Origin of the sequence: Sulfitobacter pontiacus, assembly GCF_040790665.1 — a bacterium.
Lineage (GTDB): Bacteria > Pseudomonadota > Alphaproteobacteria > Rhodobacterales > Rhodobacteraceae > Sulfitobacter > Sulfitobacter pontiacus.
On record NZ_CP160849.1, the window covers coordinates 1,907,414 to 1,931,594 of the forward strand.

Annotated in this window: 26 protein-coding genes; 23 read left to right on the forward strand and 3 right to left on the reverse strand. The window is 61.4% G+C overall.

The window, feature by feature from the left end; genetic code table 11:
- Positions 1-22 precede the first annotated feature (22 nt).
- The 6 genes from AB1495_RS09350 to AB1495_RS09375 all read left to right on the forward strand — a co-directional run bounded on the left by AB1495_RS09350 (position 23) and on the right by AB1495_RS09375 (position 7,258).
- On the forward strand, positions 23-2,119 hold the full coding sequence (locus AB1495_RS09350; protein ID WP_074635251.1) for an FAD-dependent oxidoreductase: 2,097 nt from the start codon (positions 23-25) through the stop codon (positions 2,117-2,119).
- Positions 2,120-2,165: 46 nt separating this feature from the next.
- Entirely contained in the window at positions 2,166-3,371 is a 1,206-nt protein-coding gene (locus tag AB1495_RS09355) for an acyl-CoA dehydrogenase family protein (RefSeq protein ID WP_005851934.1), read from the forward strand.
- The gene (locus AB1495_RS09360) at positions 3,368-4,501 is read left to right on the forward strand and encodes an acyl-CoA dehydrogenase family protein (protein ID WP_074635252.1); all 1,134 of its coding nucleotides are present in this window, start codon (positions 3,368-3,370) and stop codon (positions 4,499-4,501) included. The genes AB1495_RS09355 and AB1495_RS09360 overlap by 4 nt, the downstream gene beginning before the upstream one ends.
- Entirely contained in the window at positions 4,482-4,910 is a 429-nt protein-coding gene (locus AB1495_RS09365; protein ID WP_005851938.1) for a PaaI family thioesterase, read from the forward strand. Before AB1495_RS09360 ends, AB1495_RS09365 begins: the two co-directional genes overlap by 20 nt.
- Entirely contained in the window at positions 4,907-5,680 is a 774-nt protein-coding gene (locus tag AB1495_RS09370; protein WP_074635253.1) for an oxepin-CoA hydrolase, alternative type, read from the forward strand. Before AB1495_RS09365 ends, AB1495_RS09370 begins: the two co-directional genes overlap by 4 nt.
- Before the next feature lie 84 nt (positions 5,681-5,764).
- On the forward strand, positions 5,765-7,258 hold the full coding sequence (locus AB1495_RS09375) for a class I adenylate-forming enzyme family protein (protein WP_074635254.1): 1,494 nt from the start codon (positions 5,765-5,767) through the stop codon (positions 7,256-7,258).
- Between the two features lie 98 nt (positions 7,259-7,356).
- Here the strand turns inward: AB1495_RS09375 and rpe are convergent, their stop codons facing one another.
- Entirely contained in the window at positions 7,357-8,046 is a 690-nt protein-coding gene (gene rpe, locus AB1495_RS09380; protein ID WP_074635255.1) for a ribulose-phosphate 3-epimerase, read from the reverse strand.
- 241 nt (positions 8,047-8,287) lie between these two features.
- Between rpe and AB1495_RS09385 the strand changes: the two genes are divergently transcribed.
- The 5 genes from AB1495_RS09385 (at position 8,288) to AB1495_RS09405 (ending at position 12,195) form a co-directional block, all read left to right on the forward strand.
- Positions 8,288-9,307, forward strand: a complete 1,020-nt coding sequence (locus tag AB1495_RS09385; RefSeq protein WP_074635256.1) for an ABC transporter substrate-binding protein — start codon at positions 8,288-8,290, stop codon at positions 9,305-9,307.
- A 69-nt stretch (positions 9,308-9,376) separates the two neighbouring features.
- Positions 9,377-10,144: an ABC transporter ATP-binding protein gene (locus tag AB1495_RS09390; protein WP_037963492.1), complete on the forward strand. Its 768-nt coding sequence runs from the start codon at positions 9,377-9,379 to the stop codon at positions 10,142-10,144.
- Positions 10,137-10,943, forward strand: coding sequence for an ABC transporter permease (locus AB1495_RS09395; protein ID WP_197145919.1), 807 nt, complete (start codon positions 10,137-10,139; stop codon positions 10,941-10,943). Before AB1495_RS09390 ends, AB1495_RS09395 begins: the two co-directional genes overlap by 8 nt.
- A gap of 67 nt (positions 10,944-11,010) precedes the next feature.
- The gene (locus AB1495_RS09400; RefSeq protein WP_074635257.1) at positions 11,011-11,226 is read left to right on the forward strand and encodes a DUF2945 domain-containing protein; all 216 of its coding nucleotides are present in this window, start codon (positions 11,011-11,013) and stop codon (positions 11,224-11,226) included.
- 3 nt (positions 11,227-11,229) lie between these two features.
- Positions 11,230-12,195 carry a DNA topoisomerase IB gene (locus tag AB1495_RS09405; protein ID WP_037963489.1) on the forward strand — a complete coding sequence of 322 codons (966 nt, stop codon included), beginning with the start codon at positions 11,230-11,232 and terminating at the stop codon, positions 12,193-12,195.
- Between the two features lie 7 nt (positions 12,196-12,202).
- Here AB1495_RS09405 and AB1495_RS09410 read toward each other — a convergent pair whose 3' ends face one another.
- Positions 12,203-12,520 (reverse strand): helix-turn-helix transcriptional regulator, encoded by a 318-nt coding sequence (locus tag AB1495_RS09410; RefSeq protein ID WP_074635702.1) that lies wholly within the window; start codon positions 12,518-12,520, stop codon positions 12,203-12,205.
- 84 nt (positions 12,521-12,604) lie between these two features.
- Positions 12,605-12,991 carry a hypothetical protein gene (locus tag AB1495_RS09415; RefSeq protein WP_074635258.1) on the reverse strand — a complete coding sequence of 129 codons (387 nt, stop codon included), beginning with the start codon at positions 12,989-12,991 and terminating at the stop codon, positions 12,605-12,607.
- Positions 12,992-13,062: 71 nt separating this feature from the next.
- Between AB1495_RS09415 and AB1495_RS09420 the strand changes: the two genes are divergently transcribed.
- The 12 genes from AB1495_RS09420 (at position 13,063) to AB1495_RS09475 (ending at position 24,084) form a co-directional block, all read left to right on the forward strand.
- Positions 13,063-13,803, forward strand: coding sequence for a cytochrome c biogenesis CcdA family protein (locus tag AB1495_RS09420; RefSeq protein ID WP_037963484.1), 741 nt, complete (start codon positions 13,063-13,065; stop codon positions 13,801-13,803).
- An 18-nt stretch (positions 13,804-13,821) separates the two neighbouring features.
- Complete coding sequence (locus AB1495_RS09425; protein WP_074635259.1) at positions 13,822-14,394, forward strand: thioredoxin family protein; 573 nt, start codon at positions 13,822-13,824, stop codon at positions 14,392-14,394.
- Positions 14,395-14,513: 119 nt separating this feature from the next.
- Complete coding sequence (gene soxX, locus AB1495_RS09430) at positions 14,514-14,990, forward strand: sulfur oxidation c-type cytochrome SoxX (protein WP_074635260.1); 477 nt, start codon at positions 14,514-14,516, stop codon at positions 14,988-14,990.
- A gap of 38 nt (positions 14,991-15,028) precedes the next feature.
- Positions 15,029-15,448 carry a thiosulfate oxidation carrier protein SoxY gene (soxY, locus tag AB1495_RS09435; protein WP_037943596.1) on the forward strand — a complete coding sequence of 140 codons (420 nt, stop codon included), beginning with the start codon at positions 15,029-15,031 and terminating at the stop codon, positions 15,446-15,448.
- 18 nt (positions 15,449-15,466) lie between these two features.
- The gene (gene soxZ / locus AB1495_RS09440; RefSeq protein ID WP_037943597.1) at positions 15,467-15,796 is read left to right on the forward strand and encodes a thiosulfate oxidation carrier complex protein SoxZ; all 330 of its coding nucleotides are present in this window, start codon (positions 15,467-15,469) and stop codon (positions 15,794-15,796) included.
- Positions 15,797-15,823: 27 nt separating this feature from the next.
- A complete protein-coding gene (gene soxA / locus AB1495_RS09445) occupies positions 15,824-16,678 on the forward strand; it encodes a sulfur oxidation c-type cytochrome SoxA (RefSeq protein WP_074635261.1) in 855 nt (284 codons plus the stop codon).
- A gap of 96 nt (positions 16,679-16,774) precedes the next feature.
- On the forward strand, positions 16,775-18,478 hold the full coding sequence (gene soxB / locus AB1495_RS09450) for a thiosulfohydrolase SoxB (protein WP_074635262.1): 1,704 nt from the start codon (positions 16,775-16,777) through the stop codon (positions 18,476-18,478).
- 24 nt (positions 18,479-18,502) lie between these two features.
- Positions 18,503-19,765: a sulfite dehydrogenase gene (gene soxC / locus AB1495_RS09455; RefSeq protein WP_074635704.1), complete on the forward strand. Its 1,263-nt coding sequence runs from the start codon at positions 18,503-18,505 to the stop codon at positions 19,763-19,765.
- The gene (locus AB1495_RS09460; RefSeq protein WP_074635263.1) at positions 19,749-20,774 is read left to right on the forward strand and encodes a c-type cytochrome; all 1,026 of its coding nucleotides are present in this window, start codon (positions 19,749-19,751) and stop codon (positions 20,772-20,774) included. The genes soxC and AB1495_RS09460 overlap by 17 nt, the downstream gene beginning before the upstream one ends.
- A 72-nt stretch (positions 20,775-20,846) precedes the next feature.
- Positions 20,847-21,284 (forward strand): DUF302 domain-containing protein, encoded by a 438-nt coding sequence (locus tag AB1495_RS09465; protein ID WP_074635264.1) that lies wholly within the window; start codon positions 20,847-20,849, stop codon positions 21,282-21,284.
- Between the two features lie 183 nt (positions 21,285-21,467).
- The gene (locus AB1495_RS09470) at positions 21,468-22,352 is read left to right on the forward strand and encodes an MBL fold metallo-hydrolase (protein ID WP_074635265.1); all 885 of its coding nucleotides are present in this window, start codon (positions 21,468-21,470) and stop codon (positions 22,350-22,352) included.
- Between the two features lie 4 nt (positions 22,353-22,356).
- Entirely contained in the window at positions 22,357-24,084 is a 1,728-nt protein-coding gene (locus AB1495_RS09475) for a SulP family inorganic anion transporter (protein WP_074635266.1), read from the forward strand.
- Positions 24,085-24,181 lie beyond the last annotated feature (97 nt).

Sequence of the window (24,181 nt, forward strand, 5' to 3'; positions counted from 1 at the left end):
ACTAGACCAAGGAATATGCTAAATGACTGACAAGATTGGATATACCCGCAAAGGCGACGTGGCCGTGCTGCGGATCAAGAACCCCCCGGTCAATGCGTTGTCCCATGCTGTTCGTGAAGGTCTGGTTGCCGGTATGGCGCAGGCCGAGGCCGATGACGGCGTCAAGGCCGTGGTTATCGTCGGCGAGGGCCGCGCCTTTATCGCCGGTGCGGATATCACCGAATTCGGCAAAACGCCGCTGGAACCTTTCCTGCCGGATGTGTGCAAACGGATCGAGGATTCCCCGCTGATCGTTGTTGCCTCCATGCATGGTGTGTCCTTGGGCGGCGGGCTCGAGATCGCGCTGTCGGCGCATTACCGTGTGGCGCAGCCGTCGGCCAAAGTGGGCCTGCCCGAGGTACATCTGGGCCTGATCCCCGGTGCCGGTGCGACCCAGCGTTTGCCGCGTCTGATCGGTGTGGACCCCTCGCTTGATCTGATCACCTCTGGCCGTCAGGTCAAAGCGGCCGAAGCGGAAAGCCTTGGCATCGTCGATCAGGTCACCGAGGGCGACCCCGAGGATGTGGGCGTCGCCTATGCCGAGAACCTGATCGCCACCAACGCACCGCGCCGCCCCGTCAGCGAGATGGCCGCACCCGCGCCGATCGACTGGGATGCGGCTTATGACGGGACGCTGAAAAAGGGGCGGGGGCAAATCTCTCCGGCGCAGGCGGTCCGCGCGGTTCAGGCCGCGGCAGAGCGGCCCTTTGACGAAGGCATGCTGGCCGAGCGCAAGATCTTCATGGAGTTGATGGAGACAGACCAGCGTCAGGGCATGATCCACGCGTTCTTCTCTGAGCGTGCGGTAGGCAACCTGCCGGAACTGAAAGGCGTCGAACCCCGCGCGTTGCAATCCATCGGCATCATCGGCGGCGGCACCATGGGCGCAGGCATCGCCACGGCTGCGCTGTTGGCAGGCTTCAACGTCGTGCTGATCGAGATGAAGGAAGACGCCGCAGAGGCCGCGCGCGGTCGCATCGCGGGCAATCTTTCCGGCGCGCTTAAGCGTGGCAAGATCACGCAGATGAAATATGACGCGATGACCAACACCGCGCTTGAGGTGTCGATCAACTATGACAGCCTCGCCTCGGTCGATCTGGTGATCGAAGCCGTGTTCGAGGACATGGGTGTCAAGAAAGAGGTGTTCGGCAAGCTTGATGCCGTGTGCAAACCCGGTGCTATTCTGGCGTCCAACACGTCCTATCTGGATGTGGACGAGATCGCGGCCAGCACCTCGCGCCCTGCGGATGTGATCGGGCTGCACTTCTTCTCGCCTGCGCATATCATGAAGCTGCTCGAAGTGGTGGTCGCCGAAAAGACCGCCCCCGATGTGGTCGCCACGGGCTTTGCTCTTGGCAAGGCGCTGAACAAGATTTCCGTGCGCGCCGGTGTCTGCGACGGGTTTATCGGCAACCGTATTCTGGCAACCTACCGCACCGCTGCCGATCACATGGTGCTTGATGGCGCATCGCCGTTCCAGATCGATAAGGCGCTGGTGGATTTCGGCTTTGCCATGGGCCCCTTTGCCGTGGGCGATCTGGCCGGACTCGATATCGGCTGGGCCACACGCAAGCGCAAAGCGGCGACGCGCCACCCTGCCGAACGCGTGCCGACATACCCCGACAAGATCTGCGAAGCGGGCAACTTCGGTCAGAAGACCGGCAAAGGCTACTACATCTATGAGGCCGGATCGCGCGGCGGCGTGCCGAACCCCGAAGTATCCGAGCTGATCGCCGCCGAACGCGCCGAGCGTGGCATCACCCCGCGTGACTTTACCGACGCAGAGATCGTCCGCCGCTATATGGCCGCGATGGTCAACGAGGCGGCAAAGGTCGTGGGCGAGGGCATCGCGAAGCGGCCCTTGGATGTGGATATGGTCCTGCTCTTTGGCTACGGCTTCCCGCGCTACTGGGGTGGCCCGATGAAATGGGCCGACCTGCAAGGGCTGCCTGCACTGCTGGCCGACATCGAAAGCTACGCCAAGGAAGACGCCTGGTTCTGGGAACCCGCGCCGCTGCTGAAACAGTTGGTGGCCGAAGGGCGCAACTTTGACGACCTGAACAAACAAGCCGCTAAGTAAATGAACAAGGGCGCAATGCCCGACAGTATAAACCGGAGGAAGACAAATGGATCTGAGCTATAGCGACGAAGAAAAGGCTTTCCGCGCCGAAGTGCGGGCCTTTCTTGAGGAAAAGCTCCCCAAGGAAATGAGCGACAAAATCCGCAAGGGTGAAGAGCTGGGTAAAGACGGTCAGGAACAGTGGCATGCTATCCTGAACGCCCAAGGCTGGCTGGCCCCGAACTGGCCCAAGAAATTTGGCGGTGCGGAATGGAACGCGGTGCAGCGTCACATTTTCGAAGAAGAAGCCGCTGCCGCCTATGCGCCGCGCATTGTGCCTTTTGGCCTGTCGATGCTGGCCCCCGTGCTGCAAAAATTCGGCTCGCAAGAGCAGAATGACTACTGGCTGCCCCGCATCCTGTCGGGCGAAGACTGGTGGTGTCAGGGCTATTCCGAGCCGGGTGCGGGGTCCGACCTTGCATCGCTCAAGACCGAAGCGGTTCTGAACGACGAAGGCACGCACTACATCGTCAACGGCCAGAAGACCTGGACCACGCTGGGTCAGCACGCGAACATGATCTTCTGCCTTGTACGCACTGACAAGACGGTCAAGCAGCAAGAGGGTATTTCCTTCCTGCTGATCGACATGGACACCCCCGGCGTCGAAGTGCGCCCGATCATCCTGCTCGACGGCACCCACGAGGTGAACGAAGTCTGGTTCTCGGATGTGAAAGTCCCGGTCGAAAACCTTGTCGGCAAAGAGAACGAAGGCTGGACCTACGCCAAGTACCTGCTGACCCACGAACGCACTAACATCGCGGGCGTCGGGTTCTCGCAAGCGGGTCTGACTGCGGTCAAACGTATCGCCAAGGCTGAGATGTCCGGCGGCAAGCCGTTGATGCAGAACCCGCATTTCGCGGCACGTGTGGCGCAGGTTGAAATCGACCTGATGGCGATGAGCACCACAAACCTGCGCATCGTCTCAAAGGCGGCAGCGGGCGCGGCACCGGGCGTTGAATCGTCCATGCTGAAGGTCAAAGGCACGATCATCCGTCAGGAGATCAACGACCTCGCACGTCGTGCGGCGGGTGCCTATGCGATGCCATTCGCATCCGAAGCGATCGAAGGGTCGAACCTGGCCCTGCCTGATCCGTTGAATGCCGGCCCCGTCGCCGCGCAATATTTCAACAACCGTAAACTGTCGATCTTTGGCGGCTCGAACGAAATCCAGCGCCAGATCATTGCCAAAACAACGATGGGAGGTGGAGCATGAACTTCGACCTGACAGAAGAACGCCAAATGCTGCAAGACAGTCTGCGCCGTTTCCTGCGCGACAAATACGATACAGCAGCCCGCAACAAGATCCTTGAAAGCGACACCGGCTTTTCCGCGGACATCTGGAACGGTCTGGCCGAACTGGGCGTCATCGGCGCACTGTTCACCGAAGATCAGGGCGGCTTTGGCGGCGCTGGTTTCGACATCGCCGTCGTGTTCGAGGAACTGGGCCGCGCAGGCGTGGTCGAACCCTTCCTTGATACCGCCATTCTGGGCGGTGGTCTGATTGCCGACCTGGGCAATGACGACCAGCAGGCCCACGTTGAAGAACTGATCGGTGGCGCGTTGCAGGTGGCTTTTGCCCACGGCGAACCCACCAGCCGCTATGACCTGAACCAGGTGACCTCCACGGCCAAGGTCGATGGCGACAACGTCGTGCTGAACGGTCGCAAGGCCGTTGTGGTCAACGCTGAAAACGCCGACATGCTGATCGTTTCTGCCCGCGAAAGCGGCGAGGCAGGCGACGAAAACGGGATCTCGCTGTTCCTCGTGCCGGCGGATACCAAGGGCATCACGCTGCAAGGCTATGCGCTTTTGGCCGGTGGCCGTGCCGCCGAAGTCACGCTGGATGATGTGTCCGTCCCTGCCTCTGCCCGTCTGGGTGAAGCGGGCAAGGCGTTCAAGGCGATCGAGGCGCGCGTCGCTGCGGCCAATGTCGCGATCTGTGCGGAAACACTGGGTGCGATGGAAACGGCAACCCGCCTGACCCGCGAATACCTGATGACCCGCAAGCAGTTCGGCAAGCCCATCGGCACGTTCCAGGCGCTCGCGCACCGCATGTCCGACCTGCTGATCGAGATGGAGCAGGCGCGCTCTGCCGTGATCGTAGCCGCGGGTAACCTCGAAGCGGAGTACAAAGCGCGCGAGACGCATATCTCTGCCGCCAAGAACCTGCTGGGTCGCGCGGGCCGTCTGGTTGCCGAAGACAGCATCCAGATGCACGGCGGTATCGCCATGACGCAAGAATACGAACTGGCCCATATCGCCAAGCGTATCATCATGGCAGACCACCGCTTTGGTGACACCGACCACCATCTGGAGCGTTTCATTGCCCTTGCAGCAGCCTGATGAAAGCCAGCTGATCCGGGACGAGACCGGCACCCAAACCCTGGTCGGATATGTCGTCGACATATCCGATCCGGCCCACGGGCGCTGCTTTCTTGATCTGGGTCCGCAACACTTCAACCGCCATGGGGTTCTTCATGGCGGTATTGCCGCCACATTGCTGGATAACGCCTGTGGCATGACCGGATCGCTGAGCGTGGATCCCACCGGCCAGCACCCGTTCCTCACGATCTCGCTGACGACCCAGTTTCTGGCCGCGGGGCAGCCCGGGCGCGTGACCGCGACCGGCACGATCAAGGGCGGTGGCCGCAGTCTGCTGTATATCGATGCTGAACTCGTCCACGAAGACGGCACGGTCATTGCGACATCCACAGGCGTGTTCAAGCGCGTCCCACAGGAGAAACTGAAATGAGCGCTCGGATCGAAGACAAGGGTGACCGGATCGTCATCTGGAACGGAAACGCGCATAAGCGGGGGGCCCTGTCGCCCGAGCTTTACGCCTGCATCGGCCAAGCGATTGAAATGGCCGCCGAGCCGCGTATCCGTGCCGTGATCCTCACCTCCGAAGGGGATTTCTTTTGCGCGGGCGGCGATCTGAATGTCCTGATCGCCCGCCGCGACATGCCCAAAGATGAACGTCGGGGTAAGATCAACGAATTGCACAGCCTGATCCGCGCGATCCGGTCCTGTCCGGTGCCGGTCATCGCCGCCGTCGAAGGCGGTGCCGCGGGGGCAGGGCTGTCTTTCGCGCTGGCCTGCGATCTGATCGTTGCCGCCGCCGGTGCCAAGTTCACTGCTGCTTACGTCAAGGCAGGGCTGGTGCCCGATGGCGGGCTGACCGCCTCACTTGCGCGTGCGCTGCCGCGGCAGCTCGCGATGGAGATGTGCATGTTGGCGCAGCCCGTCACCGTTGAACGCATGCATGATCTGGGCGTGGTAAATGCCGTCACCGACAAGGGCGGCGCGTTTGAGGCCGCAATGGCGCTTGCCGACCGCTTGGCCGCAGGCCCCCGCGAAGCCCAAGGGGTGATCCGCGGGCTGGTCGCGCAGGGCTATGACGTGTCCGAGGCCGACCAGCTTGAAGCGGAATGTGACGCCATGGCCCATGCCACTGGCGCAGATGAAGCCGCCGAAGGCATCGCCGCTTTCCTCGAGAAGCGCACACCGAATTACGGCGGCTGACCCTCGGCCACCGATTTATTGACCCAACCCGCAGCCAGACGCGCTGACCGGGTTCTGAAAGACTGCGGGGAGGCAGAGAATATAATGGTACGTGTAGAGCAATTTCTGGCGGATCAAGTGGCCGCACGCGGGGACGCGCCCGCGCTGAGCGACAGCACAGGGGTACGCTGGACGTACAAGATGTTCGACAAGGCAAGCGATGACATCGCGCAGGCGCTCAAGGATGCCGGTGTGCAGCCCAACGACCGCGTGCTGATGCTGTCGGAAAACTGTGCCGCCGCCGTGGCTACTGTGTTTGGCACGTGGAAAGCCGGCGCAGTCATCATCCCCGTCAACGCACGCCAAAGCGCGGGCGAAATCCAGCGGATCATTGACCACGCGGCACCTGCTGCTGTGCTGATGACCTGCCACGCCTCACCCGATGCGACAGCCCATGCGGAACGGCTGGGTGCCGCAGAGATCACCGGTGCCTTCGGCGCGATGCATCTGGCCACCCCGATCGCCAGCAACCCTGATGGCGATTTGAGCGATGTGGCCGTGCTGCTGTATACGACCGGCACAACGGGCGACCCCAAGGGCGTCATGCTGACCCATGCCAACGTGCGCTTTGGCGGCAATGCCTCGGCGACGCTGCGGGGGATCAATGCGGGCGATGTCGTCTATGGCGTGTTGCCGCTGACCCATGTTTTCGGACTGTGTTCGGTTATGACTGCATCCTGCTGCGCCGGTGCCGAAATCCGGCTGGAGGCGCGTTTCTCGGCTGAAAAGCTCTATACTGCGCTGACCACGGGGGTGAACTTCCTGTCGGCCGTGCCGCAGATGCACGCGCTGCTGATGCAATACACGAAAGAGCAGGGGCTGACGCAGCTCAACTCCAAAACGTTGCGCTATGTATCTTCGGGGGCGGCACCGCTGGACCCCACGTGGAAGCGCAAGGCCGAAGCCTTTTACGGCGTCGCGATCCAGAACGGCTATGGCATGACGGAATCCACCGCCGGTATCTCGGCCACCAGTAACCCGCTGGGATCGCCCGATATCTCGGTCGGTCCGTCCTTGCCCGGTGTCGAGACCAAGATTGATGATACCGTCGAAGGCGGCAGCAATGGCAAGGGCGAGGTCCTGACCCGTGGGGCCCACGTCATGAAGGGCTACTACAAGAACCCCGAGGAAACCGCCAAAGTCCTCGGCCAGGATGGCTGGCTGCGCACCGGCGATCTGGGGACGTTCGACGAACACGGTCACCTGCATATTCTGGGCCGCTCGAAAGAGTTGATCATCCACGGCGGGTTCAACGTCTACCCGCCCGAGGTAGAGGCCGCGATCAACGATCACCCGCAGGTCATTCAGGCCGCCGTGGTGGGCCGGTCCACCGGCAATGACGAAGAGGTGCTGGCCTTCGTCCAGATCGCCGAGGGCGATACGCTGGACCCGCAAGACCTGAAGGCCTTCGTTACGGAACGGCTGACTGGCTATAAACGCCCCAGCCAGTTTATCATCGGAACGGCCCTGCCTGCAGCGCCCACGGGCAAGATCCTCAAGCACAAGCTGATCGAGACGTTCAAGGATCAGCTGGCCTGAATGGCTTCTGATTGTTCGCTTTGAGATGTTCAGGAAAAAGGCCGGTCCCCCGTGGTGGGGGCCGGCCTTTTCCTTTGTCGCTGGTGTGCGGCTGGCGCTTAGACGTAGACGTCTTCGGCCGCAGCGCGGATAGCGCGGATGTTTTCGCCGTAGGGGGCAGGGTTGCTGACCGACCCGCCACGGAACACGGCGGAGCCTGCGACCAGCACATCAGCCCCCGCCTGCGCCACGCTGGAAGCGGTGTTGACGTCCACACCTCCGTCAATTTCGATATGCACCGGACGGTCACCAATCATCGCGCGCAGGGTGCGGATCTTGTCGCTCATGTCGATGAACTTCTGCCCGCCGAAACCGGGGTTCACGGTCATCACACAGACCAGATCGGCAACGTCCAGCAGATGCTCTACCGCTGCGGCAGGCGTGCCGGGGTTCAGCGCGACACCGGCCTTGGCACCGGCACCGCGGATCGCTTGCAGCGTGCGGTGGATGTGGGGGCCTGCTTCGACATGGGCAGTGATCACATCGGCACCGGCTTTGGCGAAGGCATCAATGTAGGGATCAACGGGTGCGATCATCAGATGCACGTCCATCACGCCCTTGATATGGGGGCGGATCGCGGCGCAGGTGGTTGGGCCAAAGCTGATGTTCGGGACGAAATGCCCGTCCATTACGTCGACATGTACCCAGTCCGCGCCCTGTGCTTCGATGGCTTCGCACTCTGCCCCGAAATTGGCAAAGTCGGCAGCAAGGATGGAGGGGGCGATTTTGATCGAACGGTCGAAGGTCATGGGATCGGGCCTTTTGTGAAAGGGAGGGGGCTGATGCAGCGGTGACGCCCATATAGGCAATGTCGCGCGCGCTGGCAATCTGGGGAGCCGTCGGCGAGGATTTAAGGCCATTTGGAAGCGGGCGAGGCTGGGTGCCAAAGGCCGTGACGCTTCGTTCTTGCGGGTGGTTTTCGGGGGGCGTGCGCTTGACACTACGTCATGCCACGACCCATTGTGCGCGCAAATTCAAGGGGAGGATATCATGACCACATTCAACCGCCGCCAGACATTGGCGACCATGGGGGCCGCTGCCGCGGTCGGGCTTGCTGCACCGGCTGTTGCGCAGGGCAAAAAGATCACTCTGGGCGCGCTGCGCTTTACCAGCCATTCCGGCACATTCGTGGCCTATCAGCGCGAGTATTTCAAGCAGGCCGGTCTGGATGTCGAGCTCAAGTTCTTTCAGGCCGCGCAGCCGATGGCCGTGGCGATTGCCAGCGGGGATGTCGACTATGCCGTGACCGCGATCTCGGGCGGGCTGGTGTCGCTGGCGGATAAGGGTGCGATCAAGGTGATCGGCGGTGCTTTGTCTGAAGAGAAGGGCATTGACGGGCAGAAGTTTCTGGCCTCGGACGCGGCCTATCAGGCGGGTGTGACCGCGCCTGCGATGCTGGACGGGAAGAGCTTTGGCATGACCACGGCGGGATCGTCGTTCCATTATATGGGGTCAAAGATGGCGCAGGCCGAGGGGATCGAGCTGTCGTTCAAGCCGTTGCAGAAGGTGGGTGCCATCATCGGCGCGCTGAAGACCGGCCAGATTGATGGCTGGTCCATCGTGCCCCATATCGCCAAGCCACTGGCGGGCTCGGGTGCCGTGCATATCATCGGGAACGTCTCTGATTATCTGCCCGACTATCAGGTCACCACGGTCTTTACCTCGACCAAGAACGCGAGTGAGGAAAAGCAGCAGACGCAGGATTACCTTGCGGCCTATGCCAAGGGGGTGGCCGACTACAACGCCGCGATGATCGAACAGACCGCCGGTGCGGAAGGCGTGGCCGAGATGGTCAAGCTGATCCACAACTACGTCTACACGGACAAGACGCTAGAGGCCGCGACGCCGGGGATTGTCAACGGCACCATGCGTCTGAACGAGGGGGCCGCGTTGAACGTCGCCTCTGTGCGTGACCAGCTGAGCTGGTTCCAGTCCGAGGGGCTTGTAGATGCGGATATCACGCTTGAGACGTTGATCGACACTTCATTCGTCGACACCATCGGCGCCTGATCGCGCCATCTATACCAACGACAGGTCGGGCAGGCTTTGCCCGGCCTTTGATATTTCAGGACGTTTCTCATGGATCTTAGGTTAGCGGGGGTCAGCCATACCTATGGCGAGACCGAAGTGCTGCGCGATATCAACCTTGATATTCCGTCAGGGCAGATTGTCTGCATCGTCGGGCCTTCGGGCTGTGGCAAGTCGACCCTGCTGCGGATGCTGGGCGGGCTGGAGCAGCCGACTTCGGGTCAGGTGTTGCAACTGGGCACGCCCCCAGCCGGCTGTCTGAATCCGCTCACCTACGTATTTCAGGACTTCGCCTTGCTGCCCTGGCGCAGCGTGCGCGGCAATGTGGCGCTGGTGCTGGAGGATCACGGTCTGGACGCCGCCGCGCGGGCGCGGATCATCGACGATGTGCTGGCGCGTACCAAACTGACCGAGTTTGCCGATGCCCTGCCCAAGCAGCTTTCGGGCGGGATGAAACAACGGGTCGCCATCGCGCGCGCCCTGGCGGTGAACCCCGCGGTGATGTTGATGGACGAACCGCTGAGCGCCCTCGACAGCCAGACGCGCGAGCTGTTGATGGACGATCTGATCAGCCTGTGGACACGCCAGCCCTTTACCGCCGTCTATGTCACGCACAATCTGGCAGAGGCCGTGCGGCTGGGGCACCGGATCGTGGTTCTATCTCGCCGCCCCGGGCAGATCCGCGAAGTGGTCGAGCTGACCACCCCGCTGGCAGAGCGCGCCTATGGCGATGCCGCACTTGAGGCGCAACAACAACATTTGTGGGGGTTGATGCGCGAAGAAGCCGCCGCCGCCGATGCGGAGTTGATCCATGTCTGATACAGCACATACAAACAGCCGCCCCGTCGCCTTTCGCGGCGGCGGTTTTGCCCCCAAGCAACGGCGGGGCATGGGGGTCTTGGTCTTTGTCCTGCTGATCCTGCTGGCCGAATGGGGCACGCGCAGCGGCTTTATCTCTAACCTGACATTGCCGCGCCCCTCGGATGTGGCGATGACCTTTGTCGAGCTGTGGCAATCGGGGATGCTGTTCAAACACCTGGCCCCCTCGCTCAGCCGCTTGGCTGTGGGGGCGACGCTTGGGGCCCTGGTTGGTGTCGGCGTCGGGGTGATGATCGGGCTGTTCAGCTATGTGCGTGCCGGGCTGGTGCCCTTGGTTGCGGCGCTGTTCCCGATCCCCAAGATCGCGCTTTTGCCGTTGTTTGTGATCTGGTTCGGCATTGACGAGGGCAGTAAATACGCGCTGATCGCCTTTGGGACATTCACGCCGACGGTCGTGGCGACCTATGCTGCGGTGGACAATGTGGACCGCGGATTGATCCGCATGGGGCAGAGCTTTGGTCTGTCGTGGTGGTCGATCGTGCGCAAGATCGTACTGCCGGGGGCGATGCCGGGCATCCTGTCGGGGCTGCGCATCTCTTTGGCGATTGCGATCATCCTGTTGGTGGCTGCTGAAATGCTGGGCGCGGAATATGGCATCGGGGCGTATATCCTTGAGGCCGGCAGTCTTTATGATCTTGAACGTCTGTTTGCGGGTGTCGTGATCCTGTCGGTGTTGGGGGTTTGCGTGAGCGCCGTGATTGCCGCCATCGAAACCCGCGTGCTGCGCTGGCGGGTCTGACCGGAGGGAACCCGTTTCGGGCATAGGTCGTTATTCTTTCACACCAAACAGTGCAGAGGGGACGACGATGTCAGGGATATCCAAGGGCACCAAGGTCAAATGGGACTGGGGGCAGGGCACTGCCAGTGGCAAGGTGACAGAACGCTTTACCAAAAGTGTGACCCGTACGTTGAAAGGGTCCGAGGTCACGCGCAACGGGTCCGATGATGATCCGGCACTGCTGATCGAGCAAGACGACGGGGATGAGGTGCTCAAGCTGTCGTCGGAAGTCGAGCCCGCCTGACAAATGGGCGGCGCGGGGCTGACCTACTATGGCGATGACCGCCCCGGCATTTCGCGTCAGCGACGCGGGCGCGGGTTTACCTATAAGGCACCGGACGGCACTACCATCGCCCGCGGAGAAGAGCGCGCGCGGCTGGAAGCGATGGCGGTGCCGCCCGCCTATGAAGACGTGTGGATGACGCCTTTGGTGAACGGGCATTTGCTGGCCACGGGGCGCGACACCCGTAATCGCAAACAATATCGCTATCACGAAAAATGGTCAGAGGCGCAGGCAGAGACGAAATTCGCGAGCCTGGTGGATTTTGCGCATGCTTTGCCGCGCCTGCGCCGCTTTGTCGCCCGCGATCTGGATCAGCAGGCAGGGGAGCGCAGCTTTGCCTTGGCCAGCGCCGTCACGCTGATCGACCGCGCGTCGCTGCGGGTGGGTAATCCGGACTACACGCGCGAGAATGGCAGCTATGGCACGCTGACCCTGCGGTCGAAACACGTAAAGCTCGACGGGAATGTGATCCGGCTGCGCTATACGGCCAAAGGCGGCAAGAAGGTGCGGCGGCAGATCAATGACCGGACGCTGGCCAAAACGCTGGAGAAAATTAACGACCTGCCGGGGGCGGAGCTGCTGACATGGGCCGATGCGCAGGGCGAGGTGCATCAGTTGAACTCAGCCGGATTGAACGCCTATATCGCCGAAGCATCGGGGTGCGACGACTTTACCGCCAAGACGTTCCGCACATGGGCGGGCACCGTTGCCGCCTTCGAGGCCGCCGAGAAGGGGCGGGCCACCATCAAGCAATTGGCCGAAGCCGCCGCCGCACAGCTAAGCAATACGCCGACCGTGGCGCGCAACAGCTATATCCATCCGGCGGTGATTGATCTGGCGGGCGAAGCGCCGCCCGAGATCAAGGTCGGGCGCAAGACCGGGCTATTCGCCTCGGAAGCGCGGCTGCTGACGTATCTGGAACAGGTCTGAGCCGCGTTTACGCGTCGCTGTCCGGTGTGCAGAACATATCATAGACGACTTCCATGATCTTTTGCGGACGGTCATCGGCCAGCCTGTAAAAGATCGTTTTGCCGTCGCGGCGTGGCGTTACCAGCCCTTCTAGCCGCAAGCGTGACAGCTGTTGGGATACCGCCGCCTGACGGGCGGACAGCAGCTCTTCCAGCTCGGTGACGGATTTTTCGCCTGCAGAGAGGTGACACAGGATCATCAACCGCCCCTCATGGCTGATCGCCTTGAGGAAGTTAGAGGCACGTGCGGCGTTTTCGGCCATACGGTCCCGATCGGCTTGGCTCATTTCTGTGTCGGAACCGGGGTTACCCACTGGTTAACATCCTTGGCTGAATAAAGGGGGATTGGCGTGCGCATATCGCAAGGGGCGCTAGCTTTTGGCGGGGTCTGGCATCAATTTGGCGTCGGATAGCATTTTTTCCAGAACGCCCCAAAAGAAATCTTCGCCCGGGTAGCCTTCGATGCGCGACACCTCATGGCCGTCGACCATCAACACGAACGTCGGCGTGTAATGCAGGCCGCGGGCAAAGTGCAGATCGGCGGGTTTGTCATCGTTGATATCAACGCGGCGCAGCGGGGCTGCCTTGCCCGCTTGGGTCTTGGGATAGATCGGGGCGATCTGGTCATCCCAACGGGCACACCATACGCAGCCCTGTTCCTCGACCATGATCAGCGCGGTCTGGGCCGCTGCGATCACAGGGGAAACCGCAAGGCCTGCGGCCACCAAGAGAGACAAGAAAGCAGTGCGCAACCGCATAGGGAATTCACCTGTTGATTTCAAAATACTTAATGTGAATATGTGAATGGCACAAGATAAAGGCAACCTGCATGCTTGAAATCACCTTTCTGGGCGCGGCGTTTGCCGGGCTTTTGTCCTTTTTGTCGCCCTGCATCCTGCCGATCGTGCCCTTTTATCTGAGCTATCTGGCGGGCGTCGGCATGAACCAGATCACGTCGGACGGGCCGGTGGATGCCGCCGTGCGCCGGCGCGCGGTGATCGCGGCGCTGTTCTTTGCGGCGGGGGTGATCACGATCTTTGTCGGGCTGGGGGCGGTGGCCACGACCTTTGGCCAGATCGTGCGAGACTATTTTGATATTTTGCGATGGGTCGCTGCGGCTGTTATCATTGCGATGGGGCTGCATTTTTTGGGCGTGATCCGTATCGGGTTTCTATATCGCCAGTTTCGTGCGGATGCGGGGAACACGACGGCAACCAGTTTTCTGGGGGCCTATGTGATCGGGCTGGCCTTTGCCTTTGGTTGGACCCCTTGCGTCGGGCCGGTGCTTGCGGCGATCCTGTTCACCGCCGCGGGGGCCGAGACGGCGGGCTCGGGCGCGCTGTTGCTGCTGACCTACGGCGTGGGCATGACCGCGCCTTTCGTACTGGCGGCGCTGTTCATCGGGCCGTTCATGCGCTGGATGGCGGGGTTCCGGCAACATCTGGGCACGGTAGAAAAGGCGATGGGGGTTCTGCTGATTGTCTTTGGCCTGCTGATCGCCACCAACTCGATCAACTATATTGCGCAGTGGATGCTTGAAACCTTCCCTGTTTTCAGCGCCATTGGCTAACAACCGGAGGGACTTTTGATGAAGATGATCCGAAACGCTTTGGCCGCGCTGGCGGCTGTCGCTTGTATGGTGACTGCGGGCACTGCCGCGACCCTGGGGGATGACGGTTTGCACAAGACCGCCTGGATGCGCGAGACCTTCAAAGATCTGCGCGACGATCTGGCCGAGGCGACGGAGGAGGGTAAGCGCCTGATGGTCATCATCGAACAGCGCGGCTGCATCTACTGCAACAAGATGCACGAAGAGGTTTTCCCCCTGCCCAAGATCGATGCCTACCTGCGCGAGAACTTCTTTGTCGTGCAGATCAACATGTTCGGGGATGTCGAGGTCACCGACTTTGACGGAGAGACATTGCCCGAGAAGGAGATGGTGCGCAAATGGCGTCAGATGTTCACGCCGACGCTGATGTATTTCCCCCAGACCGTGGACGAAGGGCAGACGGCGGTTGAGGCGGCGGTCGCGACGGTCCCCGGTGCCTTTGGTCCGGCGACGACCTTTCACATGATGAACTGGGTCGTCGACAAGGGATATGAGGGGGACGAGACGTTCCAGAAATATCACGCGCGTATGCTCATTGAAGAGCAGGAATAACGGCGGTAGGATCCGCTAAATGCCGTGCTGCTATAAGAAATTCAATAAATTGAATTTATAGTTGCGTCATTTTGGCGCGGGCAGTAGGGTTTTCAAAAGGAATGTCTGTGGGAGGACGCATGAAAGTTTCCGTATTTGCCTTGGTGGCCTCTGTCGGCTTTGCCGCGGCGGCGCATGCGGCCGACGTGGCCCCCGGTGACGTGGTCTATGATGAGTATGGCGCGGTTGAACAATCGCTGACCGGCACCCCCGGCAACCCCGAAGAGGGGGCCAAGATCGTGGGCAGCAAAAAGCTTGGCAACTGCATCGCCTGCCATCAGGTCAGCGCTTTGCCCGATATCCCGTTCCAGGGCGAAATCGGCCCGATGCTGGATGGGGCGGGGGACCGCTGGACCGAGGCTGAATTGCGCGGCATCGTGGCCAATGCGAAGATGTTGTTCGAGGGAACGATGATGCCCGCGTTCTACAAGGACAGCGGCTATATCCGTCCGGGCAAGGGATATACCGGCAAGGCGGCTGACGACACGCTGGGGCCTATTCTGGCCGCCCAGCAGATCGAGGATGTCGTGGCCTATCTTGCCACGTTGAAAGACTAAGAACCCCACCCAGCGGGATCTGATCAGGAGTGATGATAATGGAATTTACACGACGTAGTGCGATTGCGATGGGGGCAGGTGCCTTTGCCGCACTGTCCCTGCCCAAGCTGGCCGTGGCCGCTGCCGGGGATGACGCGATTGCTGCCTTCACCGGCGGTGCAGAGATGGCTGATACCGGCGTGACCCTGACCGCCCCCGAGATTGCGGAAAACGGCAATACCGTCCCGATCGAGGTCGACGCCCCCGGTGCCACTGAAATCATGGTGCTGGCGCTTGGTAACCCCACGCCGCCTGTGGCGAACTTCAAGTTCGGCCCGCTGGCAGCAACGCAGCATGCCTCCACCCGTATCCGCTTGGCGGGCACGCAGGATGTGGTGGCGATCGCCAAGCTGGCCGACGGCTCTTTCGCCAAGGCGACCAGCACAATCAAAGTAACAATCGGCGGCTGCGGCGGCTAAGGCGAGAGGAAGAAAAACATGGCATCTGGTGTAAAACCCCGCGTCAAAGTCCCCAAGTCAGCAGCAGCTGGCGAGACCATCACGATCAAGACCCTGATCAGCCACAAGATGGAATCCGGCCAGCGCAAGGACAGCGACGGCAACACGATCCCGCGGTCGATCATCAACCGTTTCACCTGCGATTTTAACGGCGAGAATGTGATCGATGTGGCGATGGAGCCCGCGATATCGACCAACCCGTATTTCGAATTCGACGCCACCGTGCCCGAAGCGGGGACATTCACCTTCACGTGGTATGACGATGACGGCGATGTCTACGAGGAAACCAAAGACATCGCGATCAGCTAAGCGTCTGCATCCTTGGGAGGAACAGGAATGAGCAATTTCACAAAAGGTCTGGGCGCGTGCCTTGCTGCGGCGCTGATGTCGACGGGGGCCTTCGCCGATCCCGTGGATGATACGCTGGTGATCAACGAAGAGATCGACATCGTGACCCGCACTGCCGCCCCCGCGCATATGGCGGACGCGGTAGACGAGGTCATGTCGGGCTGGCTTTTCCGCGGCACCGAGACCCGTGCGATGCAGGCCGATGATTTTGACAACGCGGGCATGATTTTTGTGGAACAGGCCGAAGATGTCTGGAACACCGCCGACGGGTCAGAGGGTAAATCCTGCGCGGATTGTCACGGGGCCTCGGCCGAGATGGCGGGCGTGCGTCCGGTCTATCCCAAGTATGTCGAAGCCGCGGGCGAGGTGCGCACGCTGGAAATGCAGATCAACGATTGCCGCGAGAACCGCATGGGGGCGGAAAAGTGGAAATACACTGGCGGCGACATGGTGAACATGACGGCGCTGATCTCCTCTGTCTCGCGGGGGATGCCGGTGAACATCGCCATCGACGGTCCGGCCCAATCCACATGGGAGCAGGGCAAAGAGATCTACTATACCCGTTTCGGCCAGCTTGAACTGTCCTGTGCCAATTGCCACGAGGACAATTATGGCAACATGATCCGTGCCGACCACCTGAGCCAGGGCCAGATCAACGGCTTCCCGACTTACCGTCTGAAAAACACCAAGCTGAACGCGGTGCAGGCCCGTTTTAAAGGCTGTGTACGCGACACCCGTGCCGAGACCTTTGACCCCGGCAGCCCCGAGTTTGTCGCGCTAGAGCTGTACGTCGGCTCGCGCGGAAACGGGCTGTCGGTCGAAGGGCCCTCTGTCCGGAACTAACCTGAAAAGACCCGTTTCGTCGATGCGAGGCGGGTCTTTTTATCATATTGTTATTCAAATATGCGCATATGAATTGCGCGTCGAAAAGGCCAACCTATGATCTCTCGTCGTGATTTTCTTCAGGCCAGCATGGCTGCAACGGCTTTGTATGGTGCGTCGTCCTTTGGCAACTGGGGCAAGCTTGCCGCGCAGCAGGCGTTGACGCAGGATAAATTGCTTGAATTCGACACTTTCGGGAATGTCAGCCTGATCCACGTGACCGACATTCACGCGCAGTTGAAACCGATCTATTTCCGCGAACCTTCGGTCAACATCGGTGTGGGCGAGAACCGCGGGAAGGTGCCGCATCTGACCGGCGTGGATTTCCGCAAGCTTTACGGGATCGCGGACGGCAGCCCCTCGGCCTATGCGCTGACCTATAACGATTTTTCGGCGCTGGCGCAGGGCTATGGCAAGATGGGCGGTCTGGACCGTGTGGCGAGTGTGGTCAACCAGATCCGCGCGGACCGGCCCGATGCGCTGCTGCTGGATGGCGGCGACACCTGGCACGGCAGCTACACCTGCTACCACACGCAAGGTCAGGACATGGTCAACGTGATGAACGCGCTCAAGCCTGACGCGATGACCTTTCACTGGGAATTCACGCTCGGCTCCGACCGCGTGGCAGAGATCGTCGAGGGGCTGCCCTTTGCCGCCCTGGGGCAGAACATCTTTGACGCCGAATGGGACGAACCGACAGAGCTTTTCCCACCCTACAAGTTCTACGAGACAGGTGGCGTCAAAGTCGCGGTGATCGGGCAGGCTTTCCCCTATATGCCGATCGCCAACCCCGGCTGGATGTTCCCCGAATACTCGTTTGGTATCCGCGATGAGCGGATGCAGGAAATGGTGGACGAGGTCCGCGCCAAAGGGGCCGAACTGGTCGTCTGCCTGAGCCACAACGGCTTTGATGTGGACAAGCAGATGGCGGGCGTGGTGACGGGGATCGACGTGATCCTGTCGGGTCACACCCATGACGCGCTGCCCGAGCCTGTGCTGGTGGGCGACACGATCATCGTCGCCTCGGGGTCGAACGGCAAATTCGTCAGCCGCGTCGATCTGGACGTGCGCAACGGCCGCATGATGGGCTTCCGCCACAAGCTGATCCCGATCTTCTCTGATGTGATTGCGCCTGATCCGGCGATGAGCGCGCTGATCGACGCACAACGCGCCCCCTATCTTGACCAACTGACAGAGGTGATCGGCACCACTGCCGAAGACACGCTGCTCTACCGGCGCGGCAATTTCAACGGCACGTGGGATGACCTGATCTGCGACGCGCTGCTTTCCGAGCGCGAGGCCGATATCGCGCTGAGCCCCGGTGTGCGGTGGGGGCCGTCGATCCTGCCGGGACAGGACATCACGCGCGAGGATATCTGGAACGTCACCTCCATGACCTACCCCGAAGCCTACCGGACCGAGATGACCGGTGAATTCCTGCATGTCGTGCTGGAAGACGTGGCCGACAACCTGTTTAACCCCAATCCCTATTACCAGCAGGGCGGTGACATGGTGCGCACAGGCGGGCTTGGCTACCGCATTGACGTGACCCAGCCCCAAGGCAGCCGCATCACTGAACTGACCTTGCTGAAAACCGGTGAACGTATCGATCCGGCCAAGACGTATCAGGTTGCAGGCTGGGCCAGCGTGAACGAAGGCACCGAGGGCCCCGCGATCTGGGACGTGGTCGAAAGCCACATCCGCAAGCAGGGCAGCGTGTCGCTGGACCCCAACACCAGCGTCATCGTCAAGGGCGCGTAACAGGGCAGCATGAAAGGCAAGGCCATGGCACCACGGAAGACAGCGAACAGACGGGCCTTCTTGCGTGGCGCGGCGACTGCTGGACTAGGGGCGATGGCGGCCCGTAGCGCTGCCGCGCAATCGCCCGATCCCATGATTGTTGAACCGCAACCCTGGGCGCAGGGCTTGGGCGATGGGGTGGATGTCACGCCCTACGGTCTGCCAATCCGGTTCGAGCAGGACGTGGTACGGCGCAATGTGCCTTGGCTGACGGCGGATACCATCAGTTCGATCAACTTCACCCCGATCCACGCGCTGGACGGTACGATCACCCCGCAGGGCTGCGCCTTTGAGCGGCATCACTCGGGCGCGATCGAACTGTCGAAACAGGATTACCGCCTGATGGTGAACGGGCTGGTGGACCGCCCGCTGGTGTTCACCTACGCCGATCTGGAGCGTTTCCCGCGCGAAAATCACGTATATTTCTGCGAATGTGCGGCCAATTCGGGTATGGAATGGGCGGGCGCGCAGTTGAACGGGGCGCAGTTCACCCATGGCATGATCCATAATATGGAATACACCGGCGTGCCCCTGCGGTTGCTGCTGGAGGAAGCGGGCTATGACCCTGCGGGCAAATGGGTCTATGTCGAGGGCACCGATGCGTCGTCGAACGGGCGGTCGATCCCGATGGATAAGGCGCTCGACGATGTGCTTGTCGCGTTCAAAGCGAATGGCGAGGCGCTGCGCAAGGAACATGGCTACCCCGTGCGGCTTGTCGTGCCGGGGTGGGAGGGCAACCTCTGGGTCAAATGGCTCCGCCGGATAGAGGTCACGGACGCGCCCGTCGAAAGCCGCGAGGAAACGTCGAAATACACCGATACGCTGGCCGATGGCACCAGCCGCAAATGGACGTGGGCGATGGACGCGAAATCCGTCATCACCGCACCAAGCCCGCAAGCGCCGGTGCCCCATGGGGCGGGGCCTTTGGTGATCACCGGGCTGGCATGGTCAGGGCGCGGTGCGATCACCCGCGTGGATGTGTCGACGGATGGTGGTGCAAGCTGGCAAACCGCGCGACTGGCCCAAAAGGGCACGCCGATGGCGCTCACCCGCTTTTACCTCGATGTGCAGTGGGACGGCACAGAGATGCTGCTGCAATCGCGTGCGATGGATGACACGGGCTATGTCCAGCCGACGAAAACGCAACTGCGCGCGGTGCGGGGGCTGAACTCTGTCTACCATAACAACGGCATCCAGACATGGTGGCTGCACGCGGACGGGAGCGTTGAAAATGTCGAAGTTTCTTAACAGCATTGCTTTGTGCCTCATCGCTACGGCCACGGCTTTGCCCTTGGCGGCGGCCCCCTTCGGTCTGGGCCGCGCCGCGCTGCCGGAAGAGATCGCGGCCTGGGATGTGGACGTGCTGCCCGATGGGCGCGGTCTGCCCGAGGGGCAGGGCGATGTGCTGACGGGCGAAGCGATCTTTACCGAAAAATGCGCCGCCTGCCACGGGGACTTTGCCGAAGGCCGCGGGAATTGGCCTGCGCTCGCGGGCGGTCAGGACACGCTGGCGGATGCCGATCCGGTCAAGACGGTCGGGTCTTATTGGCCGCATCTGTCCACAAGCTTCGACTATATCCGCCGATCCATGCCCTATGGCGATGCGGGAACGCTGACGGCGGATGAGGTCTATGCCATCGTGGCGTATATCCTCTATTCCAACGATCTGGTGGCAGAGGAATTTACCCTGTCCAAAGACAACTTCGCCACGGTCCGGATGCCCAATGCCGACGGTTTCCTTCGCGATGACCGCGACACCACCGAAGTGCCGCGCTGGCAGGTCGATCCGTGTATGGAGGACTGCAAGGAAAGCGTGAACGTTACTATGCGCGCGCTGTCACTGGATGTGACGCCCAAGGACGCCGCCCCCGCGACTGAGCCGCAAGAAACGCCCGTTGCCGATGTCGAGCCAGTGTCAGAGCCTGCTGCCGACCCTGCCTTGCTCGCCGATGGAGAGTTGGTGTTCCGCAAATGCAAAGCCTGCCATCAGCTGGGCAAACGCGCCAAAAACCGCGCGGGCCCGGTCCTGAACGGGATCGTCGGTGCGCCTGCCGGTGGGGTCGAGGGGTTCAAGTACTCGCGCGCCCTGATGGCGCAGGCAGAGGATGGGCTAATCTGGACACCCCAGACGCTGGACGCTTTTCTGGCATCACCGCGCAGCTTCATGAAGGGCACCAAGATGGGGTTTTCCGGCTTGAAAAGCGATGCCGAGATCAAGGCGGTGATCGCCTATCTGAACAGCTTTCCTGCCCCGTGACGGCGCGGATGACTGGCGGCGCGCGTCGAGGATGTTAGGGTAAGCGCGTGCCCCTTTGTGAAAGGACCAAGGATGAGATCGTTACAGATTGCCGCAGCACTTTGCCTTTATGCCGCACCGCTCGCCGCTCAGGATCAGGCCGTGACCTACGTATACGACGGCAGCTTTGACGATGCGACCTTCGCGGTCGAGAACGCGATTGTCGGCAAGGGGCTGGTCATCGACCACGTCAGCCACACAGGCGAGATGCTGGCACGTACCGCCAGCGATGTCGGCAGCGAAGTCGAGATCTTTCGCGCGGCAGACGTGTTTCTGTTTTGCTCTGCCGTGGTGTCGCGCAAGGTGATGGAGGCGGACCCGATGAACATCGCCCATTGCCCCTACAGCATCTTTGTCACCGACATCGATGGCGCGGTTTCTGTCGGGTATCCGACCTACCCGGACGGCCCCATGCAAGAGGTGCAGGCCCTGCTGGACGAGATCACGCAAAGCGCGCTGGACGGGTTTTGAATGCTGCCGCTGTTGCGTAGAAAAGGCGGCAGGCACAGGACGCTTTGTCGCGGCGGCTGTGGCGGTCCGGCAGCACAATCCGCTTCCTTGACAAAGAATTCCATAGTATGAATGTGTTCGACTCGACGACGGGGCGCAGCCTTCAGATGTCGGGCGAAAAAAGCGCAAACGGAGCAGGTGACCATGACTGAATACCCCGTGAATATGGATGTCGTCCCCGATGTCTCGGGCCACTTTGATCCGGTGACCAATACGATCAGCTATATCGTGCGGGATCCGAACTCCAACGCCTGTGCGATCATCGATTCCGTGATGGATATCGACTATGCCGCCGGACGGATCACCTATGACCACGCGGACAAGCTCATCGCCGAGGTCGAAGCGCAGGGGCTCGCGCTGGAGTGGATCATTGAGACCCACGTCCATGCCGACCACCTGTCCGCCGCACCCTATATCCAGCAAAAGCTGGGCGGCAAGATCGGCGTCGGAGAGCAGATCATGACCGTGCAGGACACTTTTGGGAAAGTGTTCAACGAGGGGACGGAATTCCAGCGCGACGGCTCGCAGTTCGACGCCTTGTTCAAGGATGGCGACCGCTACCGCGTCGGCGGCATGGAGTGTTTTGCCATCTACACCCCCGGTCACACGCCCGCATGCATGGTGCATGTCATGGGCAACGCTGCCTTCACGGGCGATACGCTGTTCATGCCCGACGGCGGCTCTGCCCGCGCGGATTTCCCGGGGGGCGACGCCGGAGAGCTGTATGACAGCATCCAGAAGGTTCTGTCCCTGCCGGACGATATGCGCCTGTTCATGTGCCACGACTACGGGCCCAATGGGCGCGATATCCAGTGGGAAACCACCGTGGGCGAAGAGAAGGCGCATAACATCCATGTGGGCGGCGGCAAAACGCGCGCCGAATTCATCGCCTTTCGCACCGAACGCGACGCGCAGCTGTCGATGCCGAAGCTGATCATCCCGTCGCTTCAGGTCAACATGCGCGCAGGGCATATGCCGCGTGACAAGGACGGGAACCTGATGCTCAAGGTGCCGGTGAACGGGTTGTAATCGGGTGCGTATCCCCGCCGCTGCCCGCCGCTATCTGCCTGTCCTCGACTGGGGGCGCGACTATGACAGGGCGGCCTTGTCCAATGATCTGATCGCGGCGGTGATCGTCACGATCATGCTGATCCCGCAATCGCTGGCCTATGCGCTGCTGGCGGGGCTGCCGCCCGAAGCGGGGCTCTATGCATCTATCGCGCCGATCCTGCTTTATGCCGTCTTTGGCACCAGCCGCGCGTTGGCGGTGGGGCCGGTGGCGGTGGTGTCGCTGATGACCGCGGCCGCCTTGGGCAATATCGCCGATCAGGGCACGATGGGCTATGCCGTCGCCGCGCTGACGCTGGCCTTGCTGTCTGGGGTGATGCTGCTGGTGATGGGCGTTTTCAAGCTGGGGTTTCTGGCGAATTTCCTGTCCCACCCCGTGATCTCGGGCTTTATCACCGCCTCTGGCGTGATCATCGCCGCCAGCCAGATCAAGCATATTCTGGGCATCGATGCCTCTGGCGGCAATCTGGCAGAGCTGCTGATGTCGATCTGGGCCAATCTGGGCACGGTGAACGGGACGACGGTGGTGATTGGTGTGTCCGCGACGCTGTTTCTGTTCTGGGTGCGCAAGGGGCTGAAACCTTTCCTGCGCGCGCGCGGCGTTGGCCCACGGGCGGCGGATGTGGCGACCAAGGCGGGTCCCGTGGCGGCGGTGGTTGTCACCACATTGGCGGTCTGGGCTTTCGATCTTGCGGGGCAGGGCGTCAAGATCGTGGGGGCCGTGCCGCAAAGCCTGCCGCCGCTGACCCTGCCGGACCTGTCGTTCGATCTGATGGGCAGCCTGCTGCTGCCGGCCTTTCTGATCTCTGTCATCGGGTTTGTTGAATCCATCTCTGTCGCGCAAACGCTTGCCGCGAAACGGCGTCAGCGCATCAATCCGGATCAAGAGCTGATCGGTCTGGGGGCGGCCAATATCGGCGCGGCCTTTACGGGGGGCTATCCGGTCACGGGGGGCTTTGCACGGTCTGTGGTGAACTTTGACGCAGGGGCGCAGACACCGGCGGCGGGGGCCTATACCGCCGTGGGGCTGGCCGTGGCCGCACTGGCGCTGACGCCGCTGGTCTTCTTTCTGCCGCAAGCGACTTTAGCCGCGACGATCATCGTGGCCGTGCTGACGCTGGTGGATTTCTCGATCCTGAAAAAAGCATGGGGCTATTCCAAATCCGATTTCGCTGCCGTGCTGTCCACCATGTTGATCACCTTGGGCAGCGGGGTCGAATTGGGGGTGACCTGCGGGGTGGTGCTGTCGATCTTTCTGCATCTCTATAAAACCACCAAACCGCATATTGCCGAAGTCGGGCTGGTCCCGGGCACCGAACACTTCCGCAATATCAACCGCCATGAGGTCGAGACCTGCCCGACGGTGCTGACCCTGCGCATCGACGAGAGCCTGTATTTCGCCAACGCGCGGTTCCTGGAGGATTGCATCTACGACCGGCTGGCGGGCAATACCTGTCTGCGCCATGTCGTGCTGATGTGCTCTGCCATCAACGAGATCGACTTTAGCGCGCTGGAATCGCTTGAAGCGATCAACGCACGGCTGCGCGACATGGGGATCAAACTGCACCTGTCCGAGGTCAAAGGCCCCGTCATGGACCGTCTGAAAAAGCAGCATTTCATCTCGGATTTGACAGGCAGCGTGTTCCTGTCCCAGCATGCAGCCTATGTCGCCTTGGGAAAAGCTGCCGCATAGTCACCCATCGTTTGCAAGTTTCTGTTTGATCGTTACAACTGCTGTCAGGGGCTGCGGAACGGCGTTCCGCAGCGGGGAGAGAACTATTTCAGGACAG